This window comes from Paenibacillus sp. J31R109, from assembly GCF_059692055.1.
Window position 1 is genome coordinate 683,263 of sequence record NZ_JCAUAR010000002.1, and the last position, 26,340, is coordinate 709,602.

Sequence of the window (26,340 nt, forward strand, 5' to 3'; positions counted from 1 at the left end):
ACATGCTCGCGATATTATTGTGGTCCTATCCGGGCAACATCAATGTCTATCCAACCAAGTGCATAGGCTGGTGAATCCGGTTGGAGCCGCAGCTTCCCATCAGTTGACTGGATGAACCTTGGATCGGCGATCGATGTGTTCGCGTCAAACTTACCTCCAAGTAAGGAACGCCATGACAGCCAGTCATAGACATGACGATCCAGTATGTCAGCACCGGATGCTGGTAGAGGAAGCTTGCCAGCAATCTGACAAATGCCTTTAGTGTGATCTTGCCAATAGAGATTTCCATCCGCTTCAGCAAATTTATCATCGCGCCAGTTGACGAAATAATAGAGATAACCAGAATTGTAAATGATGTTTCCCTTCACCCTGACATCCTTATTGTCTTCGCCTGCCATTTCTTGTGTACCAATCGCAGCGATCGCATCCGGATTCGAGACGAGCAGGTTTCCTTGAATGAGGTTACCTATCCCTTTCGAAAAAATAAGCATCCACAACTTACCCTCCCCTGTGGAATAGAGGTGCGTCAACACATTCTGAGTCACGGTAAAGTAATCTGAAGCATCATCCAAATAAATGCCAAAGCCGAAAGAGAAATGAATCCCACTATGGTGTAAGCGGTTTCCATGAATGACATTCTGAGTCCCGACACCCCATGATTCGATTAAACCGCCATCTTGACTGTCCATCATCACATGTGAAATATCATTATAAGCGATGTTATTATTCCTCGTATGCAGGAAATCCCAGTGATTCTCCCAAGTTACCGGTATGTCGTAAATCGTAGGTGGCATGACCTTATGTCGTAAACCTTTCAACGATATACCGTATCGTGGCATATGTGAGATCAAGTTATGCGTGATTTCATTATGTCCGCTTTGATAGAGCAGGATCCCGCAACCATGTCCAATCAGCTCTCCACCATACCGAATCACATTATTCGTGATCGTATGATCTCTATTCGTGTACGATGCTGCCGCCGAAGTAAAATGTCCTTGAAGCGGTGAAAATCCAGAAGCACATATGCCCATATATCCCATATGTTCAATGCGATTATTGTTAATCTGGCTGTTCCTCACCTGATGATCCAAAAATATGCCGCAGCTGCCTGAGTTAACAATCTGGCAATGTGAGATCTCAATATGAGCCGCGTTCTGCATGTAAATCAAGCCTTCACGATGCTCATCCCGCTCCACGTTGCTCAAGCCCTCGTCTGCTTGAATCATTTGATAATCGGACCAGAAGTCCGTGCAGGAGAATTGGAGTCCATGCAAATGAAAATGCTGAATAGGCTCATCATGAACGTTGCTTCTCAATTCAATCAGCCTCGTTACCGTTGGGACAACGACTTCTTGCTGTAACGGTATTCCTTTTTTCGGTTTGTAATAGAGCCAGCCTTCCTTCTCATCCAAGTGAAATTGACCCGGAGCTTGAAGAAAATCGAGGGAGCCTTGGATAAAATAACGCGAACCCACACCGATATCCCAAATCGAAGGGTGCTGGAATTGCACAAATCTAGCTTCCACATCGTGTGCTTTCAAAGCCCTCAGCTCTGAAAACCAATTCCACTCCCCTTTTCCAGGCCATAGAAATACCTGTGCTTGAGAGAGATCACTTCCAATTGGAATATCCCCTTCACGGTAATGGATTCCTTCTATATAACCAGCCTCTGGCTCTCCTTCTGCTTCGAAGTAACCCGTTGCTGGCAGCCGTGCTTTCGTGATACGTTCACCATCCGCAAATAACGTATGGAAGTTACTTCCAGTCCCCCACCACGCTCGCCACATGTCTGAGCTATAGGGTTCCCAGTTCGTAATGGGCTTGCCTCCCACGATCGTAACGACTTCACCGGGCACATTGCGATAAGTGACACGGTAACCATTTCTTCCGGAATCTCGCTCGTCGAATTGCCATGTTGTTTCTACATAATAGGTGCCGCCGCACAAAAACACGATGACATCGTGATTCATCCCGTTTTGGATGCAATTCCGAACTGTCATCTGTGCTTTCGTTATAGTTAAAAACGGCTTTTCTTTACTCCCATCGTGATCATCATTCCCAGTTGTCGCTACATAGAATTGGTCTGCCAATGTCATGAGCTTACTCCTTTATACAACATGATAACCTTATTTATGACTAGGAGCTTGAAGGTATACCTTTTTCGTGCGCTTAAGAGCCTCATCTTGTTTATTCGTTGACAGACACTATTCTTCCTTCTTACTTCCAGCCAAAAATGTACGCATCACTTGCTCCGCTTTCTGCGTGAGCAGCTCTGATGTGCGGCTCATGGCTTCCTGAAGTGTCATCGGACCGTTCACGATGCTGTAAATGCTTGTGATGCCGTATTCATAAAGCTTCTCAATCCCCTGCCCAACGGATCCCGATAACACGATAACTGGCACGCCGAGCTTCGCGGCAGCCTGTGCAATCCCCATCGGAGCTTTGCCAGAGGCGGTCTGTGCATCTGTCCGCCCCTCGCCAGTGAAGACAAGTTGTGCATGCTTGAGATGCTCAGTCAACTTGGTATTCTCAATGACGACATCAATGCCTCGCTTCGTGCTGGAGGGGAAGAAAGCTTGAAAGGCACCGCCAAGTCCACCTGCAGCGCCAGCCCCAGGCTGATGATGCACAGCGATCCCCGTATGTGCTTCCATCTGATCAGCCCAATGCGTGAGGGCCTTATCTAGCACTTCAACCATCTCTGGCGTAGCACCTTTCTGCGGCCCGAAGACATGGGATGCCCCTTGCGGTCCAATGAACGGATTGGTGACATCGGAAGCAATTGTAAATGTAGATTCAACAATACGCTCGTCCCAATTGGTGGCATCGATATGTCTAAGATGAGCGAGGGCTTGCCCTCCCGCCCCAATCTCACGCCCCTCTTCATCCAGGAGCCGTAAGCCCAACGCTTGAAGCATGCCGCTTCCACCATCGTTGGTCGCACTCCCGCCAAGGGAAAGAATGAAGGAACGATATCCCTGATCGAGTGCATGCTTGATGAGTTGTCCCGTCCCGTATGTCGTCGACAGTAACGGATTCTGTCCTTCCGCTGGAACGAGCATAAGGCCAGATGCTGATGCCATTTCAATTACGCACGTAACACCGTCTCCGAGAACTCCGTACATAGCCGTTACCTCTTCTTGCAGCGGCCCTTGTACTTGGAGCGTAATCTTCTGGCCATGTGTAGCCTGAACGAGACTATCCACGGTTCCTTCGCCCCCATCCGCGATCGGTATGAGGATCGTTTCTATCTCGGGCATGGCTCGCAGAATCCCGGCTCTAATCGCCTCGGCCGCCCCTTCAGAGCTAAGGCTTCCTTTAAATGAATCCGGTGCGATAATAATTTTCATAGCTCAGCCTCCAGGGTCGTTGTATCTAACGTTACTTATTAATTAATTTATACAACGCTTGGGTACCACTTTCCTCTTCGCCCATGGCAGCTAATTGTTCATAAAGTGATTTCGCCAGAGTCAGACCAGGAAGCTCCACTTTCATTTCCTCAGCTGATTCTAAGGCAATCTTCATATCCTTAATAAAATGCTTCACGTAAAAGCCTGGCGCAAAATTATCCGCAATCATCCGCGGCCCCAAATTGCTTAAAGACCAGCTTCCCGCCGCGCCGGTTTCTATGCTTTGCAGTACAGTTGTTGGGTTAAGCCCTGCTTTCTTCGCATAAACCAGTGCCTCAACGACACCCATCATGTTACTTGCAATGGCAATTTGATTGCACATCTTCGTATGTTGCCCAGCACCTGCTTCACCTTGATGAACGATATTCGTGCCGATTTTCTGGAAAATGGGAAGCATCTGTTCGAACGCGTCTTGCGCGCCTCCGACCATAATGGACAATCGCGCTTCTCTCGCTCCGATGTCTCCACCAGAGACAGGCGCATCCAAAGCGAAGAGTTGCCGAGTCAGCGCTTCGTTATAAATTCTTTTTGCCAGAGACGGGCTCGAGGTCGTCAAATCGATCAAAAAACTGCCAGGCTGTGCCATAGCGAGAATCCCATTTTGCCCAAAATAAATGTCCTCAACATCGCTCGGAAAACCAACCATGGTCATAATGATCTGACACTTCTGTGCCAACTCCCCTGGTGTTTCTTGCCATACCGCACCCTTCGCTACAAGTTCTTCCGCCTTAGCCTTCGTACGTGTATAGACATGAACCTCATATCCAGCCTGAATAAAATGCCCTGCCATACTTTTACCCATAACGCCTGTTCCAATGAGGCCTATGATTGGTTGTGCTGAATGATCTGTCATGTGGTAGTCCACCTTTCGTTGTATCTTCTTTTAAACTTATCACCCTCACACCTCCTGGTCAAACACGGATCGCCAACGAGCAAAATACATCCCTAGGCTGATATCATGCAGCACATCTTGCGTACATATAAAATAGGTGTTTGAACCCATTCATGTAGAAGAAAGTGAGGAAAGTTACGCTATGTCCACCATACAAAAGAATAAAGGTTTAGGCATTGTCCTTGCAGGGCTTCTACTAGGCATTCTTATGGCTTCCATGGATAATACCATTGTGGCAACGGCGATGGGGACCATTGTCGGGGAGCTTGGCGGATTGGATAAATTCGTATGGGTAACCTCCGCTTATATGGTTGCAGAAATGGCAGGCATGCCGATCTTCGGGAAATTATCCGATATGTATGGCCGTAAGAGATTTTTCGTATTCGGGCTCCTCGTCTTCATGTTGGGCTCCATTCTGTGCGGTACGGCTGAATCGATTGTCGAGCTGAGTATGTATCGGGCCATTCAAGGGATTGGCGGCGGTGCACTTGTACCGATCGCTTTCACGATTATGTTTGATGCGGTCCCACCGGAATCCCGCGGTAAGTTAGGTGGCTTATTCGGCGCGGTATTCGGGATGTCGAGTATATTCGGACCGTTGTTAGGCGCCTACATAACCGATTATATTAGTTGGAAATGGGTCTTTTACATCAACCTGCCCTTGGGTATGGTTGCATTTATATTCATTGCCTTCTTCTATAAAGAATCTGTCGAGCATTCGAAGCAACGCATCGATTGGTGGGGAGCTAGCCTGCTTGTCGCCGCCATTGTGTCACTTATGTTTGCACTGGAATTAGGCGGCAAACAATATGCTTGGGATTCCGCGTTCATCCTTGGTTTATTCGGCCTATTTGCCGTGTTGACGACCACCTTTATATGTGTTGAGCGTAAAGCAGCTGAGCCGATTATTTCGTTCGGGATGTTTAAGAATCGCTTGTATGCAACCAGTAATGCGGTCGCGATCTGTAGTGGTGCAGCTTTCATAACGGCATCCGTGTATATTCCGATATTTATTCAAGGGGTCTTAGGCGGGTCGGCCACAAACTCAGGCTTAGTCTTGCTTCCAATGATGCTTGGTACTGTGGTAACTGCAACAGGCGGTGGATTCTTAATGACCAAATTCAGCTTTCGTTCCATCATGATACCAACCATCGCACTGCTCGTTGTCGGTACGTTATTGCTAACGACGCTTTCAGGGGATTCACCTCGGTGGCTCGTGACCCTGTATATGATTGTTATTGGACTTGGTATTGGCGCTTCCTTCTCGGTTCTCAGTAATGCGGCGATTTACGTATTTGATGCTCGTCAACGCGGCTCAGCCACTTCGACCTTGAATTTCCTCCGTTCCCTCGGCATGACGCTTGGGATTACGGTGTTCGGAATTATCCAGAGCCATGCTTTTACCAGAAAAATGACAGAAGCTTTCACCGCTGACGGGCAATCGCCGGTCGCTATGCCTGCAGGTGATTCACATACCTTGCTGGATCCCGCCAAGAGGCTCGACATTCCAGCCCCTGTGCTGGACAAAATCACAAGTGCCTTATCCTCGTCGATCGTCCTCACCTTCGCTTGGACGATCATCCCGGCATCATTAGCGTTGATCTTCGCCTTTGCCATGAGTAAAGAGCAGCTCGATCCTACCAAGGAAATCGGGGGTGCGGCTGGGCATTCGTAAATAAAAAAAGCTGTCCTACAGTAGAAGAATCTACTCGAGGGACAGCTTCTTATGCTTAATTAGATACCTTTAAAAGTAAACGCATATTCATACGTACGGTTAGCGAACAACGTAAACTCGGGATGTGTTCTTGCCCCCCAGCTGTCGTCACCGCCAACGCCCATTTGCTTGTAGTTGACACGTACCACAACTTTATCACTTACAGGCAGCTTATAAGGATGATCATGTGCTTCCAGTTCGGAAGGGGAGTACGGCAGCGCATTAAGCTCAACCGTTGGTAAACCTGCGATACGCAATCCACGTCCAGCTGCATTCGTGAGCGTCGCCCAACGAACATCCGTCTTATTGCCGCATTCCTGTGGACGCAAGTACGGAACGAACTGTTCTTCGACGGTTCCGTTATGCAGCGCAAGCTTCGCGCCAACATTGCGATCCCAGTGGTTTTCGTGCGGTCCGCGGCCATACCATGCTAAGTTCTCGAAGGAACTGTCCAATTCAAACATGACGCCTACTTCAGGGATTTCTGGCAACTTGTCGCCAGGCGTTAATTGCATACGAACCTCAACTTCACCAGAAGTGGAAACGGTGTATACGAGTTGAACGTCCGAAACAGGCTGTGTCGCTAACCCAAAGCGTACGCGAACTTCAGCGCGTCCTGAATCCAGTGATTTGGCTTGTAAGGAAAGAAGCTTGCGACCGCTTCCTGCTCCCTGCCACGGCGCACAACGAATATGGTGCTGATTGCCTCGGTCATTATCTGTATACGCGCGCCAGAAGTTCGGCACCGGTCCTGTTTGCAAGAGTTCGACTCCTTCGTATACGTAGGAGGTTATATCGCCAGTCAACGCATCCACTCTCAGGGCAAAACGCTCCCCTTGAAGCAAGATGCTGTTGTCCGAGTTAGTTACAACTTGCACGGCAGTCTCTGTGGTTAGAGCTGCAGCTGATTCCTTCTCCGCTTCCCAATTACCAGAAATCGTAGACAAATTCGCTACTGGCAGGATAAATTGCTCCCAGGCAATTTCATGTCCTTTTGCAGCCCATAATGTGTCGGCCTTCAAGCTTAAGCTCAGCGTTAGCACGAATTCATCCCTCGGGAAATGACTTTCCAACGCATCCAACGCAAGCTCAATCGTCGTTGTCTCACCAGGTGCAACGGAATAGGAATGGCTAATCACACGACTAGCTGCCTCGACTCCATTGCGCGTAATCGTCCATGCCCAATCAAATTCATTCAAATTCGTGAATAAGAATTGGTTGGTCACTTGGATTTGGCCTTTCGCCACATCTACCGCTTCGAACTTCACATTCTGGTAGCACTTCTTCACTTCGTGCAGCTTTGGTGAAACCGAGCGATCTGCGAAGATCAAGCCGTTGCCGCAGAAATTGCCATCATTCGGCGTGTCGCCAAAATCACCGCCGTAGGCATGATAACTGATGCCATCCGGTGTCGTTGTCCGAATGGATTGATCAATCCAATCCCAAATGAACCCACCTTGAAGGACTGGGTATTTATCGAACAACTCCCAGTACTTAAATAAGTTACCGCAGGAATTCCCCATCGCGTGGCTGTATTCACAAAGAATAAACGGTTTCTTCGGCTGGTTTTTGGCGTATTCTTCGATTTTCTCAATTTTGGAATACATTTGACTTTCCATATCCGATGCTCTTTCGGATTCGCGCCACCAGTACACACCTTCATAGTGAACAACTCTGGAAGGATCAGCTTCACGGAAGAAATCATGCATTTTCAAGAAATTATCGCCACCAAAAGACTCATTACCGAGCGACCAAATAACGATGGATGGATGATTCTTGTCTCTTTGCAGCATGGAGTTCGCGCGATCCAGAACAGCCCCAGTCCATTCAGGTCGACTTCCTGGCACCGTTTCGCCTAATTCAGATTGTGGATAACTCCATGAACCGTGTGTTTCTAGATTGGTTTCATCGATTACATATAAACCATACTGATCACAAAGCTCATACCACCGCGGATTGTTCGGGTAATGTGAGGTCCTCACCGCATTGATATTGTATTGTTTCATCAGTAAGATATCTGCAAGCATGCTTTCCTCTTCAACGGATCGACCGCGATCGCGATCAAACTCGTGACGGTTCACACCTTTGAATGTGATAACCTGACCATTCATTTTCATCAAGCCATCTTCGATTTCAAACTTACGGAATCCGACTTTACAGCTCTCTGTCTCGAGAAGCTCGCCCTCTTCATTCGATAAAAGAAGTACCAATGTGTACAAGTATGGATTTTCCGCGCTCCATTTGGCCGGACGTGCCATGTGAGTCGTCAGTTCAATGGATTGCTTAGCCGTATCATTCGTTTGAACATCGACACGTAGCGGCGCTTCCCACATGGCTTGCTGCTCGCTATCGTATAACATCGCTTCAACATGGTGCACGCCTTGACTTTTCACATCATAATTCGTGATGGTCGCTTGAATGCGTAGTTCAGCATCTTCGCAAGTGCTGTCTAGATGCGTGTCTACTTTAAAATCAGCAATATGTACGGTAGGTGTCGTGTATAGATACACATCGCGGAAAATCCCGCTCAAGCGCCAGAAGTCTTGATCTTCTAACCAGCTTGCATCACTCCAGCGATAAACTTCCACTGCAAGCTTATTCTCGCCCTCGATCAGATATGGCGTAATATCAAAATCCGCAGGTGTAAACGAATCCTGGCTAAAGCCAACCAGATCACCATTCACCCATACATAGAAAGCTGACTCTACCCCTTGAAAGCTTAGGTAAACGGGCTGACCATTCCAACCTTCCGGGATCGAAAAGCTGCGCACATAAGAACCAACAGGATTATATTTCACCGGGGCAAATGGCGGTTTAATATCTTCGTGACCTACCCAAGGGTAAATGATATTCGTGTATTGCGGAAAGTCAAAGCCCTGCAACTGCCAATGGGAAGGGACGGCAATTTCAGCCCAGTTGCTGCTATCAAAGTCCACTTTATAGAAATCCTGCGGACGTCCGTCTGCATTTTCAGCAAAGTGAAATTGCCATGTGCCATTTAAATTTTGATAAAATTGCGAAGCCTCTCGAACGCCCGCCAGAGCTTCCTCTTCCGTGTGATAAGGCATTAAGGTAGCATGAGCCTCTAATCGATTCAATTGGTAAATGTCTGGATTATTGTTCCATTCGGGGTAACCATTTTCAGGTGCTTTGTATACAAATTTATTCGCCATGGATGCTATGCCTCACTTTAGGTTATTGGATTATAAATCAACCTGCTTCCCTCATTGTACAAGACAACTATTTCTTTTAAAATATAAGATATTACGCATCGCATATTAAAAAATGAAAGAGATGGACTTGTCATGGCTATTGATTATAGAAAGTTTTTCGTAATTACCGAAACGGACCGCAAGCTCCCCCTGATCCTCGAAACCATCGGATATGAACGCGAGCAGCAGTATTATGAACGGCATGAGGGATATCCTTGCTTTCATTGGCTGCAAACCATCTCCGGTAGTGGGGAAATCATTCTGGACAGCGGTCCCGTTAAACTTGGCGAACGGCAAGGGATGCTACTCGCTGGCGGTATCCCTCATACTTATAACGTGACTGATACGCCATGGTCCACGTGGTATTTAACATTCGATGGCGCGTTAGCTGCATCTATCGTGCATGCCTTGGAAATTCCTTTATCGTCGCAAATCAGCTGGGGACCTGATACGCCGCTCGCTACTATTCATGAATATTACTATCATAAATATCGGGATAGTCATGATTTCACCGGAACCAACGGTTCCTTAGAAATCTATCAATTCCTGACGCTGCTTAAGAAGCACGGCATCTTGAACAAAAGTGCCTCCTTCTCGCAAAGTCACGAGCGGCTTCTGCCGCTGCTGCTCCAGCTCGAACAAAACTTCGCTGCCGCGCATGTTGGACTGAGCTGGATGGCCACTCAGCTCGGTGTCTCTGCGCAGCATGTAAATACATTATTTCGTCGTGCTTTCGGACTCTCTCCGTACCAATATCTGCTTCAGCTGCGCTTGCAGAAGTCCAAGGAAATGTTGATCGCTCAGCCTAATCTAACAGTAAAACACATCGCAGAGGCTACGGGGTTTCTGGATGCGTCGCATTTTATCTCGACGTTTCGTAAAGCCGTCGGGCAAACGCCGGATGGTTTTCGGCATCCTTATGTGAAGTGAGGTGTTGGTGCGTGGCTTTAACTCTTAATCTTGTACATACCACAGAAAATCGTCCTTCGAAGAACCTTCCCCTTCAAGCACCGCTCCAAACGCAAAAAAACCGCCACAGCGGTTTTTTTTGCATATGAGGGGCTCCCCATTTATTTATATTTCTGAATAAAAGCAATGGCACTTGCAATATCTTTCTCTGGCTGTTCGCCGACTTCACGTTCGATCGTTAGATAACCTTTATACCCAATCTCTTGCAGAGCTTGGAAGTAGCGGTCGAAATCGACATGACCTTCACCCAGAGCCAACTCACGATACGTATCACCAGATGTTGCCGCTTCCGCAATGCTCTCGTGTGTCATTGGTTTGTAGCCAAGTGAGCCATATACCTGACGCGGATCTGCTTGACGAAGACGAATCCCGTCCTTCACATGCGTGTGAACGATGTAATCCTTCAAGGTGTATACACCTTGAACAGGATCATCTCCCGTTACCATCACCATATTTGCTGGGTCAAAGTTAACTGAGACACCCTTGGTGGATAAGTTATCAAGGAAGCTTTTCAGATGTGACGATGTTTCTGGACCTGTTTCCACTGCAAAATAGGCGCCTAAACTGCTCGCATAGACACCAAGCTCTTCACAAGCTTGCAGCATCGTCTGATAAATGGGATCGTTCCGATCCTCTGGTACTACGCCGATATGCGTCGTTACTACAGACGAACCTAGTTCAACAGCGAGATCAAGAATGCGCTTAGATTTTTCAATTTTCGCTGCATTTACCGTCTGATCTTGAAAACCATGTCCACCTAGATCGCCGCAAAGCGCTGAAATTTGAAGATCCAATGACGCGATGTAGTTACGTAACTCTTTGCGCGCCGGCGCGCTTAAGTTCGCCGGGTCCATCTCGCCGGAAACCGCATAGATTTGAACACCATCCGCACCAAGTTCCTTCGACTTCTTTAGACCATCCCGTAATCCAAGACGCAAGCTATCTACCATAATTCCAATAGGATTGATAATCATATTTGCTACACTCCTTATCGCGAACTAAGCGTTAGTTGATTTCATCCCATAATCTGCGGATGTTCTGCAAACCGATGGATGTGCCTTTTTTACACTCTTCCATCCCTTCAAATTCCAAGGAAATGTAACCATCGTAGCCTGAGCTTTTGACCACACGCAAGATTTCACGCATATTCAAATCCCCTTGACCAACGATCGCTCCACGCAAAAAGGTACCATAGGATGACTTGAACCAGCCTTCTCCTGGATTCTGATTGGAAGGACGTATGTAGAAATCCTTCACATGGACGATAGAGGCATAAGGAAGATTATTCGTCACTGCAGCAACGGAATCCTCGTCCACGCACACAAAATTACCAACATCCAATGTTGTGCGGAAATTTGCACGATCAACAGCATGAATCAGGGCTTGAACACGTTCACTGTGCTGAACGAAGAATCCGTGATTCTCAACACTCGTCACAATGCCAAACTGGCTCGCATAGTCAGCAATCTGACGGCATGCTTCAGCTAGACGTGCTAAGTTAGCGTTAAAATTACGAATCGATAGATCCTCACTTCGCGCAACATCGTGCCGCATTTTGGTGACACCTAGTCGGGCAGCAAGATCGACCTCGCCCTTCACCCGCTCAATTTCCTGCACATATTCCTCTTCGGTCTCTGTTAGGAAATTAGCTCCGATGGCGTAATTGGAAATAGCTATACCTCGGGCCTGAGCCTTCTCACGAATCGCATCCGCAAGCGCAAAGTTACCCGGTAAATCATATCCCAATGGGACAATCTCGACATGTTCACCTCCCTGATCCGCAATCCAATCGATAACGTCCATGATCGACATTTCCCCAGACTTTAACGCCTGATACAAGCTATATGTGCTTACGCCCAGCTTCATACGTGCTCCTCCAATACTCCTGTGCTCCGATTCGTTCGGGCTACAATCTGATTTCTTGGCCCTTCGCTGCGGACTCATAAATACCGCAAAGAATTTTCATCATTTCAAGGCCGTCTTCCACTGGGCTAATCGGCGTTTGGCCGGTTTGACAGCAGGACACGAAATGATTGATTTCATTTTGGAACGCGCCGTGAATGTCGATCGATTTGTTATCAATCTGTGGTGTCACATTCGTAATCGTATCCAGCACCTCAGTGACGAACGTGATTTCAGGCTCTAACTCAACGCCGCCTTTGTCGCCATACAGCTTGACAGCGATTTCATCCTTCTTAGCATGAAGTGTGAAACTCACATCCACCATGAGGGAAGCCCCATTGTCAAAACGAATCAATACATTCGCCAAATCCTCAACCGTATTGCGTTCCGCATCATAATCAGCTGCTTTATAGAACGATAAGTTCTTCACATTCTTCCGATTTCCAAGCTTGTTATACGTATGTCCGCTAACTGCAACTGGCTTCGGTCTGCCCATTAAGTACCAACACACATCAATGACATGTACACCAATATCAATCAATGGACCGCCACCTGAGCGTTCAACGTCCGAGAACCATCCACCAGGATTTCCTAAGCGACGAAGGCAAGACGCTTTCGCATAATAAATCTCTCCCAATTGACCATTATCTATAAAATGCTTCACTAACTGAGCATTCGTATCATATCTTCGTACAAATCCAACTTGTAGAATCTTCCCAGTTTCACGAACCGCATCTTGGATACGCTGCGCTTCTTCTACAGTTTTGCAAAGCGGCTTCTCTACCAGAACATGCTTGCCAGCATGAAGAGCAGCAATACTGATCTCAGCATGTGTATTGTTCCATGTACAAATACTGACGGCATCAATGTTCGGATTGGCAAGCAGTTCTTTATAATCCGTATAAATTTGAGCAATTTCATATTTCTCTGCTTTCGCAGCTGCACGTTCACGATTAAGGTCACAGACAGCAACAATGACAGCATCCTCTGATTTCGTATATGATGCAAAGTGCAAATCTGAAATGGAACCCGCACCGATAACACCAATTCTCAATTTATTTACGCTCATTGCACATTCAAGCCTCCTTAAAGTATCTACCCTTTAAAGTTAACATGGTTTGGGCATAGCGAGAATACCTAAAATATGCAGCTGCATGGACTATATGTTCAAAACTCCTCGCATTGACTTGCTGTTTAGTCTCATGGGATTAGTATAATTTTGCCCGTACTCTGTCTGCTCTCCAGTAATCTATGCGCATCTGCGCCTTCCTTCAAAGCAAATCTCGTCAACGTATCCAGCTTCAAGCTTCCGTCTCTTAGTGCATCAAATAGATCATGGGCTCGCTTTATACGATTCTCTAAGCTGGTCACGTGATTCCAGAGATCTCCGCCTGTTAAAGTTTTGGATGTATCCATTAACATTCTTGGATCGACAGGCGCTGGATCGCCGCCAGCCATGCCATAGAATACGACAGTCCCTTTCGTACGAACGGCAGCGAAGCTATCCATTAAAGTTGAACCAACGGAGTCATAGGCAACCTGGACGCCACCTTTTTCATTGGACCATTGCTGAACTTCATGAACCCAGTCCGAGGCGTACAGGATGACTTCATCAGCTCCAGCACCAAGGGCGATTTGCCTTTTAGCTTCGGATGACGTTAATCCTATCACTCTAGCACCTTGCCTTTTGCACAATTGGGTCAAAAGTTGACCCACTCCCCCAGCCGCAGCATGGATGAGTACTTCATCGCCAGCTTGAACACGATAGCTGTCGTTCACGAGGTAATGCGCGGTCATTCCTTGCAGCAGAAGTCCAGCCGCCTGTTCGTAGGCGATGTCTGCAGGCAGTGGTATCGCGCGGTCAACCGGCACGGCGACTAATTCCGCATTTGCAAAGGGAACATCCGCAAAGGCGATGCGATCCCCGACATGTATATGCGTCATATGCGCAGGCACCCATTCAACAACGCCCGCTCCCTCGTATCCTAGAATATAGGGCGGCTCCCCTGCCAAATGATAGTTACCTTTGCGACGGTAGACGTCAGCAAAATTCAGACCTATCGCTTTCGTCCGAACAATAAGCTGATCCCCTTGTACGATAGGATCTGGAATCTCCTTATATATGAGGACTTCGGGACCACCGAATTGTTCGAAAATTAATGCTTTCATGTGCAACCTCCATCGATTAATTAACCGTTGTTATTTTAACATACGCAATGGGTGTAGCAAAATAAATAGGCTTTCTCTTTTCAACTCGCAATCCAACAAAAAATACCGTCATACGCAAGAAGCGTACAACGGCATTTGAACTACGACGAAATTATTGTATACTCAGATCCAACCTACTGGGTAGTTCAGTAATCGGCCTAGGTTTATTGATAAAATAGCCCTGTATGCCCCAGCACTGCATGTCTGCAAGCATGTGGAAATGATCACTCGTTTCGATACCTTCAGCAACAACGAGTAAATTCAATGCTTTGGCCATAGCGAGTATAGCCGCGATGAGGGGGACATTCCCATCCGCAATGAATAGACGGTCAATCTTCAGCTTATCTATCGGCAGAAGCGTTAGCATGCTTAACGACGAATAGCCCGTTCCGAAGTCGTCTAACGCAATCGTAAAGCCTGCCCCGCGCAGCTTACTCAAAATCAACTGTACTTCCTGCAACGAGTGAATCGTCGTGCTTTCCGTAATTTCTAATTCCATCACAGAGGGCTCCACACCCTCCTCTTTCAAAATTTGCAAAACATGTCCAACAAAAAGCTCCTCATTCAGTTGAACGCGTGAGATATTGACTGAAATTTTGAAGAGAGGTCCGTACATTTCCTTCAATTGATGCCAGTCCCTGCAGGACTGACGGATGACCCAATAACCGATAGGTACAATGAGACCTGTTTCCTCTGCAATCGGAATGAAATCACTAGGCTGCACAGGACCGCCATTTTTGCTATGCCATCGCAATAGTGCTTCAGCACCAACAGCCTGCCCCGATGCCGGATTATAAATAAGTTGGTAATGCAAGTGCAGTTCATCTTTATCAATCGCTTGCGAGAGAGCTAGTTCATGAATGAAATTCTCCACATGATTATAACGAGAGGAAGCTTCAAATAAATGATAACGCTTTCGACCTGATCCTTTGGCAGTGTACAGCGCAATATCTGCTTGCTTGAGCAAATCTTGAATCGTTTCCTCGTGCTTCCGCTCCGCAATTCCGATGCTCACATTCACTTTCACCGCATGTTCATCTACGCGAAAAGGAACGTGAAACAGCTCACTCAGCTGTTCTGCCGTTTCTTCGACCCGTAAAGCGGGCATGGAATCCACAACAACGAATTCATCTCCACCAAGGCGCACGAGCGAATAACGATTGTCCCCAAACTCCTCTATAAGGCGGCACGCCACTTCAACCAGCACCGAATCTCCAGCCTGATGGCCAAAGGTGTCATTAATATTTTTAAAATTGTCCAAATCCAATAAATAAATCGTTGAAGGCTCTACGACATGCTCAAGTAGATATCTGCGATTAAACAAATTAGAAAGATCATCTTGATAAGCGTAGTAATACAACATATTTTCCTGCTGCTTACGTTCTGTGATATCCCGAGTCACTGAAAAGATAAAACTAACCGTCCCATTCTCACCCAAAATAGGGGTTAAAATGCTCTCGCCGCTATGCATCCCATTGGGTAATTTAATGCCATCCTCGTACCGTATCGTCCGTCGTTCTTCGAGAACCCGAGCATATTTTTTATATAAATAATCTGCCATCTGACTCGAGTTGGATTCGAAAAAAGACGTCCCCATTCGATCCATTGTAATTCCACTAAATTTCGTTGCGGCCTGATTAACGTAGTAATACGTAATCTCCGTACCAGATACCTTCATAATGTAAATAGAGTCTTCAATATCATCCAGCATCATTTGCAGTAAATTCAAATCCAATGTTGTCGTTGCAGGAATTGTCATCCGTAGAACTCCTTTTTCCGAATAACCTAAGCGGTATGCCCGGTATGGGCCGATAGTACTACCAGTTCGACAGAGTCCTACTATTTTCCTCCCTAAATGGTCCTAGCGTTTCAACACTTAACTCTCCGTTGCTACCACATTGAAAAATAAGCGTTTTGTGCTATTCATAATCGTTTTACTTCCTTACTCCTAAGAGCGTTAAGCCTTACAATTGCATTAAGCAAGCAATCCAAGCTAACTCACATGGGAGGTTATCCAAATGATAACAAAAGGCGATCCATTCTCACTCACGCAGTACGTCAACGAAGGCTATAGCGGTCCTATACAAGGCCTTACGCTGGAGGAATCAGATAAGTACTATAATCAATTCTTCGAGGTCATTGGACAAAATAAATTCGAGCCTGGTCCCACGAAAATGAACTTGTCCGCTTGGCACCAGCACCATCACTGGGCATATACGCTTGCCACGCATCCGAGCATCATTAACGCAATGAAACAGATTCTCGGAGATGACCTCGTGCTATGGGCTATGCATTTCTGGTACAAAGAGCCTAATAATGATAAATTCATTCCTTGGCACCAAGATATCAATTATTGGCCAATGGAACCTGCGATCAATGCGACAGCTTGGGTAAGCTTGGGATGGTCGATTCGTGAAAACGGATGCCTCCGTGTTATTCCAGGAACGCACAAATCGTTCGTTGCACATGTGGCTACTGGAACTGATCAAAGTGCCTTTGAGCAAGGCCTTCCGCCAGAGTCCATCGACGAATCCTTAGCCATCGACTTAGAGATGTCCCCGGGTCAGATTGCCTTTTTTAATGAAGCTACCTTCCATGGCTCTGAAAATAATACTTCCAACATACCTCGTGTAGCCTTCTCGGTCCGTTATACGACCCCCGAGGTCAAGTTCAAAATTGAAGAGTGGGGCGGCGATACTACACGTATCCGTACGTTCCTCGTGAATGGTGAAGATCGTTTGAAACGCAATGAGGATATTAAAGGTGTAATCCCCACGGCGTAATACGACCACACTTCCTCACCTCGTCTTGTCCTAGCGAACATGATAGAATAATAGAAACAGACGAGACTGGGTGCGGAGGGAACCGCTTTGAATTCTTTTCAGATGATGATTGAAGCGTTAGAAATCCGATTTCTGCATATTACACAATATCAACTCGATTATCACTGGCAAGCCAAAGACCGTACACTCCGTCATTGCGTCATGTGGTTCGTGCATAAAGGAATCTTCCAACTGGAGATTGATCAAACTTCCTTACGATGTAAAGAAGGCCATATCGTTATTCTGCCTGCTGAAAGCTTAATCAGCTTTCACGCCATTTCAGATGACCTATTGTTAACCAGCATCAACTTCGATGCCGAAATCTCCTTAGTGAGTAATCGAAGCTGGATCCAGCTATTAAATATTCCGCTTCTCTATGAGGATAGTGCAAGCGTGGTTGAACCTTTTATTCACGAGATGCTGCGCTCTGAACGTGACCCATCCCCCTATGTTCATCTGGTACAGCAGGCTTCCTTGCTCCGCGTCTTGCATGCGCTGCTGCATACACGAGGGGTGGCTGAGCCCAGCTCGAGCTTTTCGCACTTGGATAAACGGATTCACACGATCATCCATTTCTTACACGCGCATCCGCAACAGATGCCGGAAGTTCATGAGTTGGCAGAGCTTGTTCAGCTAAGTGACTCTCATTTGCGCAAGTTGTTTATTAAGCAAACCGGTCAAGCGCCGCTCCATTTCGTCCATAGTATCAAAATCGAACAAGCCAAGAAGCTCCTTGCGACTAGCATGAAGCCCATCTCACAGATTTCTTATGAGCTTGGCATCGAAAATGCGAACTATTTCTCCCGAATGTTCAAAGTGAAGACAGGCTTAACTCCCCTGCAATATCGCCAACAATTCGGATTGTGGCTTAATGCCTAGGAAAATGAATCAAACAGAAAACCTCCAGCTTATCTCGGATTAACGCTGCATACGCAGTCCATACCGAGAATAGCTGGAGGTTTTGCTTTAAATCCTTCGCTTATGCCAATTCCAACGTTACAACAATGCTTACTTGAGCGCCTACTTCAGCAGCAGCTAGATCGATTAGATACACCGTCTCGGTACCGCCTTCGTGATTCTGATGCTCCACAGCTTGAAACGATGCCTGCAGCTGTTCGGCATCATAGCGTAACACCTGCTGCGACACTTTCTCTGCCGAGCTATCGGCAAGTACAATCTCCCCAGCCTGTCTAAGAACTGGCTTATGCTGAGTAATGAATCGTTCCGTTACCGCTGCACCAGACTCTCGAAATTCAAAGACATCCGAAAGGGTTAGCTTTCCTTGCTGTTTATCAAACTCGAAGCTACGCTCGAGCTTCTCTAAGGTCGGCTCCGCATACGCCTTCGCCAAATCCAAGCTGAACCTGTCACTACGCTCTGAGAGGTCTGCGGCTAGCACCCGGGCGCCATGCGAACGGCCCTCCTGTTGGTAGTTGCCGTTGATGATTGGAACGCTGTGACCAGCTGAGCTGTTACATAGAATCGTATACCGCTCATCACCGAAGTATTGCTTCGTGTATAAGCCTGCTCCCAAATCCTCAAACCATCTAACCCCATCTACAACCCATAAGAAGTGGCCGATGTCGTTGTGATTATGCGGTTCATCGTTATGTCCTCCTTTGGCAGCAAAGCTAACGACTTTGTTTCCTACCTTTGCTCGGCTGACCATCCACTGTGCTTCAGACAGGAAGTCTGACTGCAGCGGCATTTCCTCCCGTTCGCGGAGTAACGGTTCATTCAACCACACCACATTACGCACAGCACTTGCGAAGCGTCCGCAATGATCCACTGTACTTGGCTGATTTGCTAGTGTTGGAATACGAATTTCCGTAAATTGCTCGCATAAGCGGCTGAAAATGCCAATTTGAATCCCATTCTTCTTCGAACAATCAGAGAAATTAGCAATATGGTTGCCTTGCAAGAAACAGCGCTGTGGGAATTGAGCGACTTTGCGAGCTTTGGCATCGGATTGGAGAATATCCACCTTGCCTCCCGTACGCTGCTTCAGCAGCTCGCTAAAATACACATAATAACCAAACCCATAGTACCAGTAGCCTAAACCTTCCAAACAAGCACCCTCGTCTGAAAAGCCTTCCAGAAAGCAATCCATCGAGTCGAGAACACGTCCAATAATCGGCAACAGCGCTTTCGAATCAGGGATCAGATAAATCGCCGTCATACCGATGTTTCCTGCACAAACCGCGGACCAATTAATATCACAGGTTTCCCACCAATAAGCTCGCTTAATGGCCATATACGGCTCAAGGACTCGGTTCATGATCTCACGCTGCACTCTTCTCACGACGATACCATTCAGCTGATCTCCGAACATATGACAGGTCTCACTGAGTGCATGTGCGGTTTCGGAAGCAAATAAATCAATATGTTTGAATTCTTCCCCCTCAACAGCAGCATCATGATTCTTTAAATGTGCTGGCAAACACCACGTATATTCATCGCAAATGGCCCAGATCGTATCTTCCAATGCTGACACATACGGCGCAATGCCATCCTTCAACGCGGCTACAACCAAAGCTGCTAAGCGGCGGCGGCGATCGAAATAGTGCGTTTCGAACTCCATTCGCAAACCCTCGGAGCGATATAAATCCCACTCTTTGAAGGGTAACGCTGCAATTGGCTTACTTTCAAAAGTCTGAATTAAAGGTGTAATCTCGTTATATACCGTTGTGAGCAGAGGACTTTCCGTTTGCTTAATCGGTGATTTGACTACCTGCAAAGCTTCGTCAAACAAGCGGCTATGGTCACTCTCAGCTTCTAGCAATGCTTCCAATAATAATCGACTATTCATAGATAATCCTCCTAGCCTACACACTTTTTCTATTAACTATAAACCCAACGCCTCTCTACAAACTAGCTATTATTTTGACCACTCTACGTCAAATAATGACCACTTTTCTTCTATAGCAAGAAAAGCTTCTCGCAAGTTGCGGAAGCTTTATAATCTAAAGCGAAACAATATATTGAATTCCCTACTCTGCAGCTCCAACTGCCTTCAGCCAAGCATTGGCAATTAATGCGTGTCCAGCAGGAGACGGGTGAACGCCATCTGGTGCCCAGAAAGCGCTATCAGCTTGCGTAGAAGCTTGGGCAAACAAACCGTCTAAGCATAGTAAACGTGCGCCGAATTCTCTGGCTAATTCACGGACAGCTGTGATCTTAGGATCCAAATCTTCTCTCCATAGCTTGCGATCCTCAGGCACCGGCAGTACAAATGGCTCGATAAGAAGCAGCTTCGCTCCCGTACTTGCTGTCTGTTCTAGCAGGTTACGGTACCCCTCTTTAAATTTCTCTGTTGAGGTCCCTTCATTACGATCAAATCGGCGCCACGTATCGTTGATGCCAATATAAATCGAAACTAGATTTGGTTTCAAATCCAAACAATCCTGCTGCCATCTCTCCTGCAAATCAGGAACACGATTGCCAGAAATCCCTCTGTTCAAGAACTTAACCTGTTTCTCCGGATATTTCGCTGAAAAAAGTGCAGCTGTCATAAGTGCATAGCCTCTGCCTAGATCGTTGCCATTATCACGAATACGTCCTGCATCCGTAATACTATCTCCTTGAAATAGAACGGTATCTCCTTGCTCTACCCATACTGCCATCCTCATGAATCCTCCTTTGATTGACCAAGCCTTCTTCTTACGTACTGATGAGATAAATTCCTCACAAATTATACCATGTCTGATGAGTCGCGTGAACAAAGAAAATCTTCGATTCAAGTAACCCCTGAATGGACAACATGCGTTTAAATTCTGACAAAATTGGACAAAAAGATACGGAATACCCAAATCAATGACTGCGCCTTTTCTAAGGACGTGAGATTAATAAGGAGTTTTGCTCATGGATGCCATGTCTACGACTTTACCTACATTCATCTCTGACCAACTTCAGGACAATCTGCGTGAACTTAACCTTATTTATCATAATTGTCATGATATCCATATTCACCCCTTCGACGTTGGTCAGACAACAAAAGCTTTTCTGATTTATGTGGAAGGCTTAGTTGATTTAGAACTTATTAACAAAGATATCCTAACCCCACTTATTAGAGAGCCTGAAGTGGAATGGAACTATACAACGAAAGAGTTATCAGCTCTCGTCTCGATCTCTAACATTACTGAAGTTACAACGATGGAAGAGGTCATTTCGCATATTTCTTCCGGTTGTGTCGGCCTTTTCATACAAGGTTTGCCATCCTGCTTCGCGCTTGGTGTAGCTAGGTGGGAGAAACGAGCGATCAACGAGCCTACGGCTGAATCCGTGGTTCGAGGACCACGAGAAGGATTTACAGAAACACTTGTTGTTAATACATCTATGCTGCGTAGGAAAATCAAAAGTCCAGCTATGAAAATGATCCCGTATATACTAGGCACCCATACCAAAACGATGGTCTACGCTGTGTATATGGAGGGGATCGCAAAAGAATCACTGATTGAGGAGGTCAACCAGCGAATTAGCGAAATTCGGATTGACGGAATCTTGGAGAGTGGCTACATTGAGGGACTGATTGAAGATAGTCCTTTCTCACCTTTCCCACAAATTCAAGTCACTGAGCGACCGGATGTGGTGTGCGCTGCACTGCTGGAAGGTAAAGTCTCCATTCTTGTCGATGGGACCCCCTTCGCTTTAATTGCACCAGCAACCCTCTTTTCTATGCTGCAATCTCCAGAGGATTATTACCAACGTTTCATAATTGGCACATTAATACGGTGGTTGCGTTATGTTTTTTTCTTCACAACACTTTTGCTGCCATCCCTATACATTGCAATTCTAACTTTTCATCAAGAAATGGTCCCAACTTCGTTGTTACTTAGCATTGCGAAGTCTCGTGAGGATATTCCTTTCCCTGCGCTAGTAGAAGCTTTGCTCATGGAAATATCATTTGAAGCTTTGCGTGAAGCAGGGGTTAGACTTCCAAAACAAGTGGGTGCTGCTGTCAGTATCGTTGGCGCGCTCGTCATTGGACAAGCAGCGACTTCAGCTGGCCTAGTATCCGCACCGATGGTTATGGTGGTTGCCATAACTGGGGTTGCTTCCTTCATGATGCCGCAGTACGCAACGGGTATTGCACTGCGTATGCTTCGGTTCCCCATCATGTTCTTGTCCGGCATACTAGGGTTATTAGGTTTGATGCTAGGATTTATTGTCATTGTCATTCATTTGTGCTCCCTACGTTCGTTAGGCGTACCTTATCTTCAGCCACTTGCTCCTATGAAAGGAAGTGAACTGAAAGATGTGCTTGTCCGTGCCCCGATTTGGTCAATAAGACGCCGACCTCTGTTTACGGTCAAATCGAATAATATTCGTGAGCCTAAGGGGCAAAAACCAGATCACCTTAAAGGAAATGATGCCCATGATTGAAAAAGGTAGAATCTCCCCCATGCAGATGGCGCTCATCATGCATCCGACGATACTCGTAACAACGACAATCACGATATCTGCTATTACGATGCGACTAGCAGGAACGGATATGTGGATGACACCCATTCTTGCTGCCCTTGTCGGTCTCTTAACCATCTATATTGTTTTCCAATTACACACGAAGTTCCCAACGGATACCGTTATTCAATATCTCCCTCATATTTGCGGGCGGTATCTGGGATCCATCATGGCTTTTATTTATGTATTAGTCCTCCTGTACTCAACTGGTCTTACACTTAGAGAATATGGTGATTTTATTACAAGTAACTTCCTAAGTGAAACACCGTTAATCATCGTCGTGATCGCCATTACGGCGGTATGTGCCTATGCATTATATACAGGTCTTGAAGTTATTGCGCGAACCACACAACTCTTCATACCGGCTGCCATGGTTATTATCTTGACGATGATTTTCACCTTAATCCCGGACTTTCATTTCAAACAAATACGTCCTATTTTGGGAAACGGACCTCTTCCAGCTTTACTAGGGTCCATTGCGCCTGCTTCTTGGTTCTCACAGTTTTTCTTCCTGTCATTCCTATTTCCCTATTTAACAAAAAAGGAACACGGTATGAAATGGAGTATTTACAGCATGTTAGCCGTTATGTTCACCATGTTATCCATTAATTTGGCTATTTTATTTACATTTGGTTCACTCACCACGGCTATGAGCTTTCCATTCTTAGTCGCCGTACGCTATATTGCTCTCTCCGATTTTGTTGAGCATCTGGAATCTGTCTTGATGGCCGTTTCCTTAATGGGCATTTTTATTAAAGTCGCAATTACCTATTATTGGGCCACTTTGGGGACAGCACAATTGTTTAAGTTGTCTGATTATCGCCCACTCATTATTCCAATGGGCTTTCTCATCATTCTCATCAACATTTGGGTTGCCCCTAATGCGCAAGAAATGGCTCACTCCTTAAACACGAGCATTCCGTTTTTCTCATTGCTCATGCAAGTCGTTATCCCAGCATTCTTGCTTATCACCGTTCTCATCAAAGGCAGACTCCAACGATGAGTGCCTTCACTCGTCACCTAGGATTACCGTTAGCGCTAGTAGTAAGCCTCTTCCTTCTTACTGGATGTTGGGATCGTATAGAAGTGAATGATGTGGCTCTGATTACTGGCGCAGCTATTGATAAGGTAGACTCGAAGACTATTTTGCTATCTGTTCAAATCTTCGTCCCAAGGACTTCTTCTGCCAATGGCATGGGGGAGCAAGGCGCGAATGTGGGAAACCAAGCTTCTATTGTCACTTCTGCGACAGGGGAAAATATTGCTGATGCGTTATCCCATATTCAAGAAAAGCTCCCACGGAAGCTTTTTTGGGGGCATGCAGAGGTATTTATTTTTAGCGAGGATATTGCCAAGGATGGCATTCGAGATGAAATTGACTACTTAATGCGCGCTCCGCAGCCAAGAGAACGTGCTTATATGTATGTAGCCAAAGGGAAGGCGAGAAATTTGCTAGATACGCGTTCTTTCCTTGAACGAAATTCGGCGGAGATTATGCGTGAAATATCGAAAGGAAAGCTTTCTCTCAGCGTTACACTCGCTGAACTTGCTCAAATGCTGGTCGAGGAGACTGGCGCGGCTGCAACGCCTTGGATTGAACTTCTACCTGTGTCAGCTCCAGACAATTATGATAATATGCCTACACCCGTTAATGGTACAGCTATCTTTCGAGAGGGCAAAATGGTTGGCGTCGTCGATGAGTTTACAACTAGAGGCATACTCTGGGTTAGAGATGAAATTAGTCAAGCGGTTGTCACAGTGAATCCTGAAGATGACCCTGGCTCCGTTTCACTCCGATTAATAAACAGTAAAACCAAGGTTAAGCCAATGATCAAGAACGGGACTTGGACGGTTCAGCTCCAAATTCGCACAGAGAATAGTGCTCTGCAAAATTCAACATCATTAGTAATTAGTGCTGATCCCCATGCAGTTAAAATCATTGAAAAAGCGATGAATGAGGATATCGAAGCACGTGTCCGCATTGCTTTAAACAAAGTGCAGAGGGAACTACAAGCAGATATTTTTGATTTTGGCGGTGCCTTTCATCGCGTTTACCCGAAAGAATGGGAAAAGCAAAAAGCGGGGTGGGAGGAAATGTTCCCCACCATTGAGGTTGATATTCAACCTCATGCTACGATTCAACGCCCAGGTCTAACCAGCATCAAGGAAGTTGAATTGGAGGAGCAACCAAGAAAATGACTTCTACTACAATTCCATGGCTTATGCTGATTTGTTTCCTAGTCACTGGGGTGCAATGGTTCATGATTAGAAAAAAAACTCCACATAAAGAGCGAGTCACTTATTTTACCATCCTTAGCTTGTGTTGGATCCTAGCTGTAATTCTCGCTATGAATCCTCGACTGCCAGGTCCAACACATTGGGTGGATCATATTTTTCAACCGTTAGCCAAGTTGATCGATCAATAAAGGAGTATGCGAATGCGGATCAGTGGAAAGCAATTATTCTGGATGATAGCCACGATGCAAATCAGCATGACCATTCTGTTGACGATTCGTCCTGCTTTACTAACGGCCAAAAACGATGCCTGGTTTTCCATGTTAATTGCGACACTCATCGGTATGTTTATCGCCTTCATTTGCACGCGAATCAATCGGAACTATCCAGGACAAACCTTCGTCACATACCTACCTAAACTAGTTGGTAAATGGGTAGCTCGTTTGCTATTTATTGTCTATGGAGCTTACTGGTATGTTGTACTTGCCATCATATTAAGACAATACGCCGAATTCATTCTCGCATCGCTTCTGCCGCGAACCCCTATCATCGTGCCCATTATGGCTATGATGTTTGTTGCTATCTATGTCACGCGAAGCGGAATTGAAGCCCTAGCCCGGAGTAGTGAACTCTTAGGGCCTATTCTCTTACTGATGATTATGGTGACATTCCTACTGAGTATCCGAGATATTCAACTTAAACATCTCCTCCCTTTCTATGTGGATTCGGGTATGAAAGTCATTCTGAAGGGTTCCATACATACGGGGGCTTTTCTCGGTGATTGTATGCTGCTTGTGTTCCTGCTTGCTTTCCTATCTCATCCTGATCGGGGGACGAAGCCCGTTTTGTTCAGCGTTGCTGTAGGTGGCTTGCTGACTAGTATAGCAACGTTCGTGCTCATTACGGTCTTTGGCGTTCAAATGGCTGCCGGGCAGACATATCCTTATTTCAATCTGGTACGTTATATTTCCGTTTATAACTTTTTTCAAAATCTAGATGCCCTCATTATTCCCATCTGGATTATAGGCGTCTTCATGAAAGTATCCTTGTACTTCTTCGTGTGCACATACGGCACGGCACAAGTTTTTAAAGTTACGCATTGGCCTCGCATGCTTTGGCTAGTGGCTCCGGTTATTCTAATTCTTGCCATGCTGCCGCGCAGTTATTACGACAGTTCCATCTTTTTCCCGCAAAAGATTGCTGTTCAGATTATTTTCCCGATCCATATGGTAGCCATCCCCCTTGTCTTATGGGGACTATCATGGCTTAGAAATAAAAAAGACCGAGATTCACACCCGCAAGTGTGAACTCGGTTTCTTCGTTGCCTCATTAGGCAATCGTTCGAAGAAAAAGAAGTTGATAATAGGTATTCAACAGTTCATCCAGTTCGATAGAAAGTTTCAATACCGTATCAGACAATAGGCCGTATGTTTGACTAGCAAGATTCAGCTCATTACGAAGTGCTTCAATCTTTTCTTCCAACTCATATCGTTGTCCCATATTGATCCCCCCGATT

Annotated in this window: 21 protein-coding genes; 9 read left to right on the forward strand and 12 right to left on the reverse strand. The window is 46.2% G+C overall.

Features of this window, described 5'->3' with window-relative positions; all coding sequences use genetic code 11:
- Positions 1-14 precede the first annotated feature (14 nt).
- The 3 genes from AC58QT_RS08880 to AC58QT_RS08890 all read right to left on the reverse strand — a co-directional run bounded on the left by AC58QT_RS08880 (position 15) and on the right by AC58QT_RS08890 (position 4,263).
- The gene (locus AC58QT_RS08880) at positions 15-2,096 is read right to left on the reverse strand and encodes a right-handed parallel beta-helix repeat-containing protein (protein ID WP_497408584.1); all 2,082 of its coding nucleotides are present in this window, start codon (positions 2,094-2,096) and stop codon (positions 15-17) included.
- Positions 2,097-2,204: 108 nt separating this feature from the next.
- A complete protein-coding gene (locus tag AC58QT_RS08885) occupies positions 2,205-3,350 on the reverse strand; it encodes a glycerate kinase (protein ID WP_497408585.1) in 1,146 nt (381 codons plus the stop codon).
- 31 nt (positions 3,351-3,381) lie between these two features.
- Positions 3,382-4,263 carry an NAD(P)-dependent oxidoreductase gene (locus AC58QT_RS08890; RefSeq protein ID WP_497408586.1) on the reverse strand — a complete coding sequence of 294 codons (882 nt, stop codon included), beginning with the start codon at positions 4,261-4,263 and terminating at the stop codon, positions 3,382-3,384.
- 181 nt (positions 4,264-4,444) lie between these two features.
- On the opposite strand from AC58QT_RS08890, the gene AC58QT_RS08895 reads away from it, so the two are divergent.
- Positions 4,445-5,977 (forward strand): MDR family MFS transporter, encoded by a 1,533-nt coding sequence (locus AC58QT_RS08895; RefSeq protein ID WP_497408587.1) that lies wholly within the window; start codon positions 4,445-4,447, stop codon positions 5,975-5,977.
- Positions 5,978-6,036: 59 nt separating this feature from the next.
- On the opposite strand, the gene lacZ is transcribed toward AC58QT_RS08895, so the two are convergent.
- On the reverse strand, positions 6,037-9,189 hold the full coding sequence (gene lacZ, locus AC58QT_RS08900; protein ID WP_497408588.1) for a beta-galactosidase, LacZ type: 3,153 nt from the start codon (positions 9,187-9,189) through the stop codon (positions 6,037-6,039).
- 132 nt (positions 9,190-9,321) lie between these two features.
- Between lacZ and AC58QT_RS08905 the strand changes: the two genes are divergently transcribed.
- Positions 9,322-10,158 carry an AraC family transcriptional regulator gene (locus tag AC58QT_RS08905; protein ID WP_310223081.1) on the forward strand — a complete coding sequence of 279 codons (837 nt, stop codon included), beginning with the start codon at positions 9,322-9,324 and terminating at the stop codon, positions 10,156-10,158.
- Between the two features lie 140 nt (positions 10,159-10,298).
- Here AC58QT_RS08905 and AC58QT_RS08910 read toward each other — a convergent pair whose 3' ends face one another.
- The 5 genes from AC58QT_RS08910 to AC58QT_RS08930 form a co-directional block, all read right to left on the reverse strand.
- Positions 10,299-11,171, reverse strand: coding sequence for a sugar phosphate isomerase/epimerase family protein (locus tag AC58QT_RS08910; RefSeq protein ID WP_497408589.1), 873 nt, complete (start codon positions 11,169-11,171; stop codon positions 10,299-10,301).
- Positions 11,172-11,202: 31 nt separating this feature from the next.
- Positions 11,203-12,063, reverse strand: a complete 861-nt coding sequence (locus tag AC58QT_RS08915; RefSeq protein WP_497408590.1) for a sugar phosphate isomerase/epimerase family protein — start codon at positions 12,061-12,063, stop codon at positions 11,203-11,205.
- Positions 12,064-12,103: 40 nt separating this feature from the next.
- Positions 12,104-13,168: a Gfo/Idh/MocA family protein gene (locus AC58QT_RS08920; protein ID WP_497408591.1), complete on the reverse strand. Its 1,065-nt coding sequence runs from the start codon at positions 13,166-13,168 to the stop codon at positions 12,104-12,106.
- Between the two features lie 131 nt (positions 13,169-13,299).
- On the reverse strand, positions 13,300-14,268 hold the full coding sequence (locus tag AC58QT_RS08925) for a quinone oxidoreductase family protein (RefSeq protein WP_497408592.1): 969 nt from the start codon (positions 14,266-14,268) through the stop codon (positions 13,300-13,302).
- Between the two features lie 151 nt (positions 14,269-14,419).
- Entirely contained in the window at positions 14,420-16,066 is a 1,647-nt protein-coding gene (locus AC58QT_RS08930) for a putative bifunctional diguanylate cyclase/phosphodiesterase (RefSeq protein ID WP_497408593.1), read from the reverse strand.
- A gap of 259 nt (positions 16,067-16,325) precedes the next feature.
- Here AC58QT_RS08930 and AC58QT_RS08935 point away from each other — a divergent pair, with 259 nt between their 5' ends.
- On the forward strand, positions 16,326-17,090 hold the full coding sequence (locus AC58QT_RS08935) for a phytanoyl-CoA dioxygenase family protein (protein ID WP_497408594.1): 765 nt from the start codon (positions 16,326-16,328) through the stop codon (positions 17,088-17,090).
- Between the two features lie 87 nt (positions 17,091-17,177).
- Positions 17,178-18,008: a helix-turn-helix domain-containing protein gene (locus tag AC58QT_RS08940; protein WP_497408595.1), complete on the forward strand. Its 831-nt coding sequence runs from the start codon at positions 17,178-17,180 to the stop codon at positions 18,006-18,008.
- Positions 18,009-18,108: 100 nt separating this feature from the next.
- Here the strand turns inward: AC58QT_RS08940 and AC58QT_RS08945 are convergent, their stop codons facing one another.
- Positions 18,109-19,938: a heparinase II/III domain-containing protein gene (locus AC58QT_RS08945; RefSeq protein ID WP_497408596.1), complete on the reverse strand. Its 1,830-nt coding sequence runs from the start codon at positions 19,936-19,938 to the stop codon at positions 18,109-18,111.
- Positions 19,939-20,119: 181 nt separating this feature from the next.
- Complete coding sequence (locus AC58QT_RS08950; RefSeq protein WP_497408597.1) at positions 20,120-20,752, reverse strand: SGNH/GDSL hydrolase family protein; 633 nt, start codon at positions 20,750-20,752, stop codon at positions 20,120-20,122.
- A 238-nt stretch (positions 20,753-20,990) separates the two neighbouring features.
- Here AC58QT_RS08950 and AC58QT_RS08955 point away from each other — a divergent pair, with 238 nt between their 5' ends.
- The 5 genes from AC58QT_RS08955 (at position 20,991) to AC58QT_RS08975 (ending at position 26,131) form a co-directional block, all read left to right on the forward strand.
- Positions 20,991-22,511, forward strand: coding sequence for a spore germination protein (locus tag AC58QT_RS08955; protein WP_497408598.1), 1,521 nt, complete (start codon positions 20,991-20,993; stop codon positions 22,509-22,511).
- Complete coding sequence (locus AC58QT_RS08960) at positions 22,504-23,592, forward strand: GerAB/ArcD/ProY family transporter (protein ID WP_497408599.1); 1,089 nt, start codon at positions 22,504-22,506, stop codon at positions 23,590-23,592. Before AC58QT_RS08955 ends, AC58QT_RS08960 begins: the two co-directional genes overlap by 8 nt.
- Entirely contained in the window at positions 23,589-24,788 is a 1,200-nt protein-coding gene (locus tag AC58QT_RS08965) for a Ger(x)C family spore germination protein (protein WP_497408600.1), read from the forward strand. The genes AC58QT_RS08960 and AC58QT_RS08965 overlap by 4 nt, the downstream gene beginning before the upstream one ends.
- 62 nt (positions 24,789-24,850) lie before the next feature.
- Positions 24,851-25,015: a hypothetical protein gene (locus tag AC58QT_RS08970; protein ID WP_497408601.1), complete on the forward strand. Its 165-nt coding sequence runs from the start codon at positions 24,851-24,853 to the stop codon at positions 25,013-25,015.
- A gap of 12 nt (positions 25,016-25,027) precedes the next feature.
- A complete protein-coding gene (locus AC58QT_RS08975; protein ID WP_497408602.1) occupies positions 25,028-26,131 on the forward strand; it encodes a GerAB/ArcD/ProY family transporter in 1,104 nt (367 codons plus the stop codon).
- Between the two features lie 22 nt (positions 26,132-26,153).
- On the opposite strand, the gene AC58QT_RS08980 is transcribed toward AC58QT_RS08975, so the two are convergent.
- Positions 26,154-26,324, reverse strand: coding sequence for a Spo0E family sporulation regulatory protein-aspartic acid phosphatase (locus AC58QT_RS08980; protein WP_497282462.1), 171 nt, complete (start codon positions 26,322-26,324; stop codon positions 26,154-26,156).
- Positions 26,325-26,340: the final 16 nt, after the last annotated feature.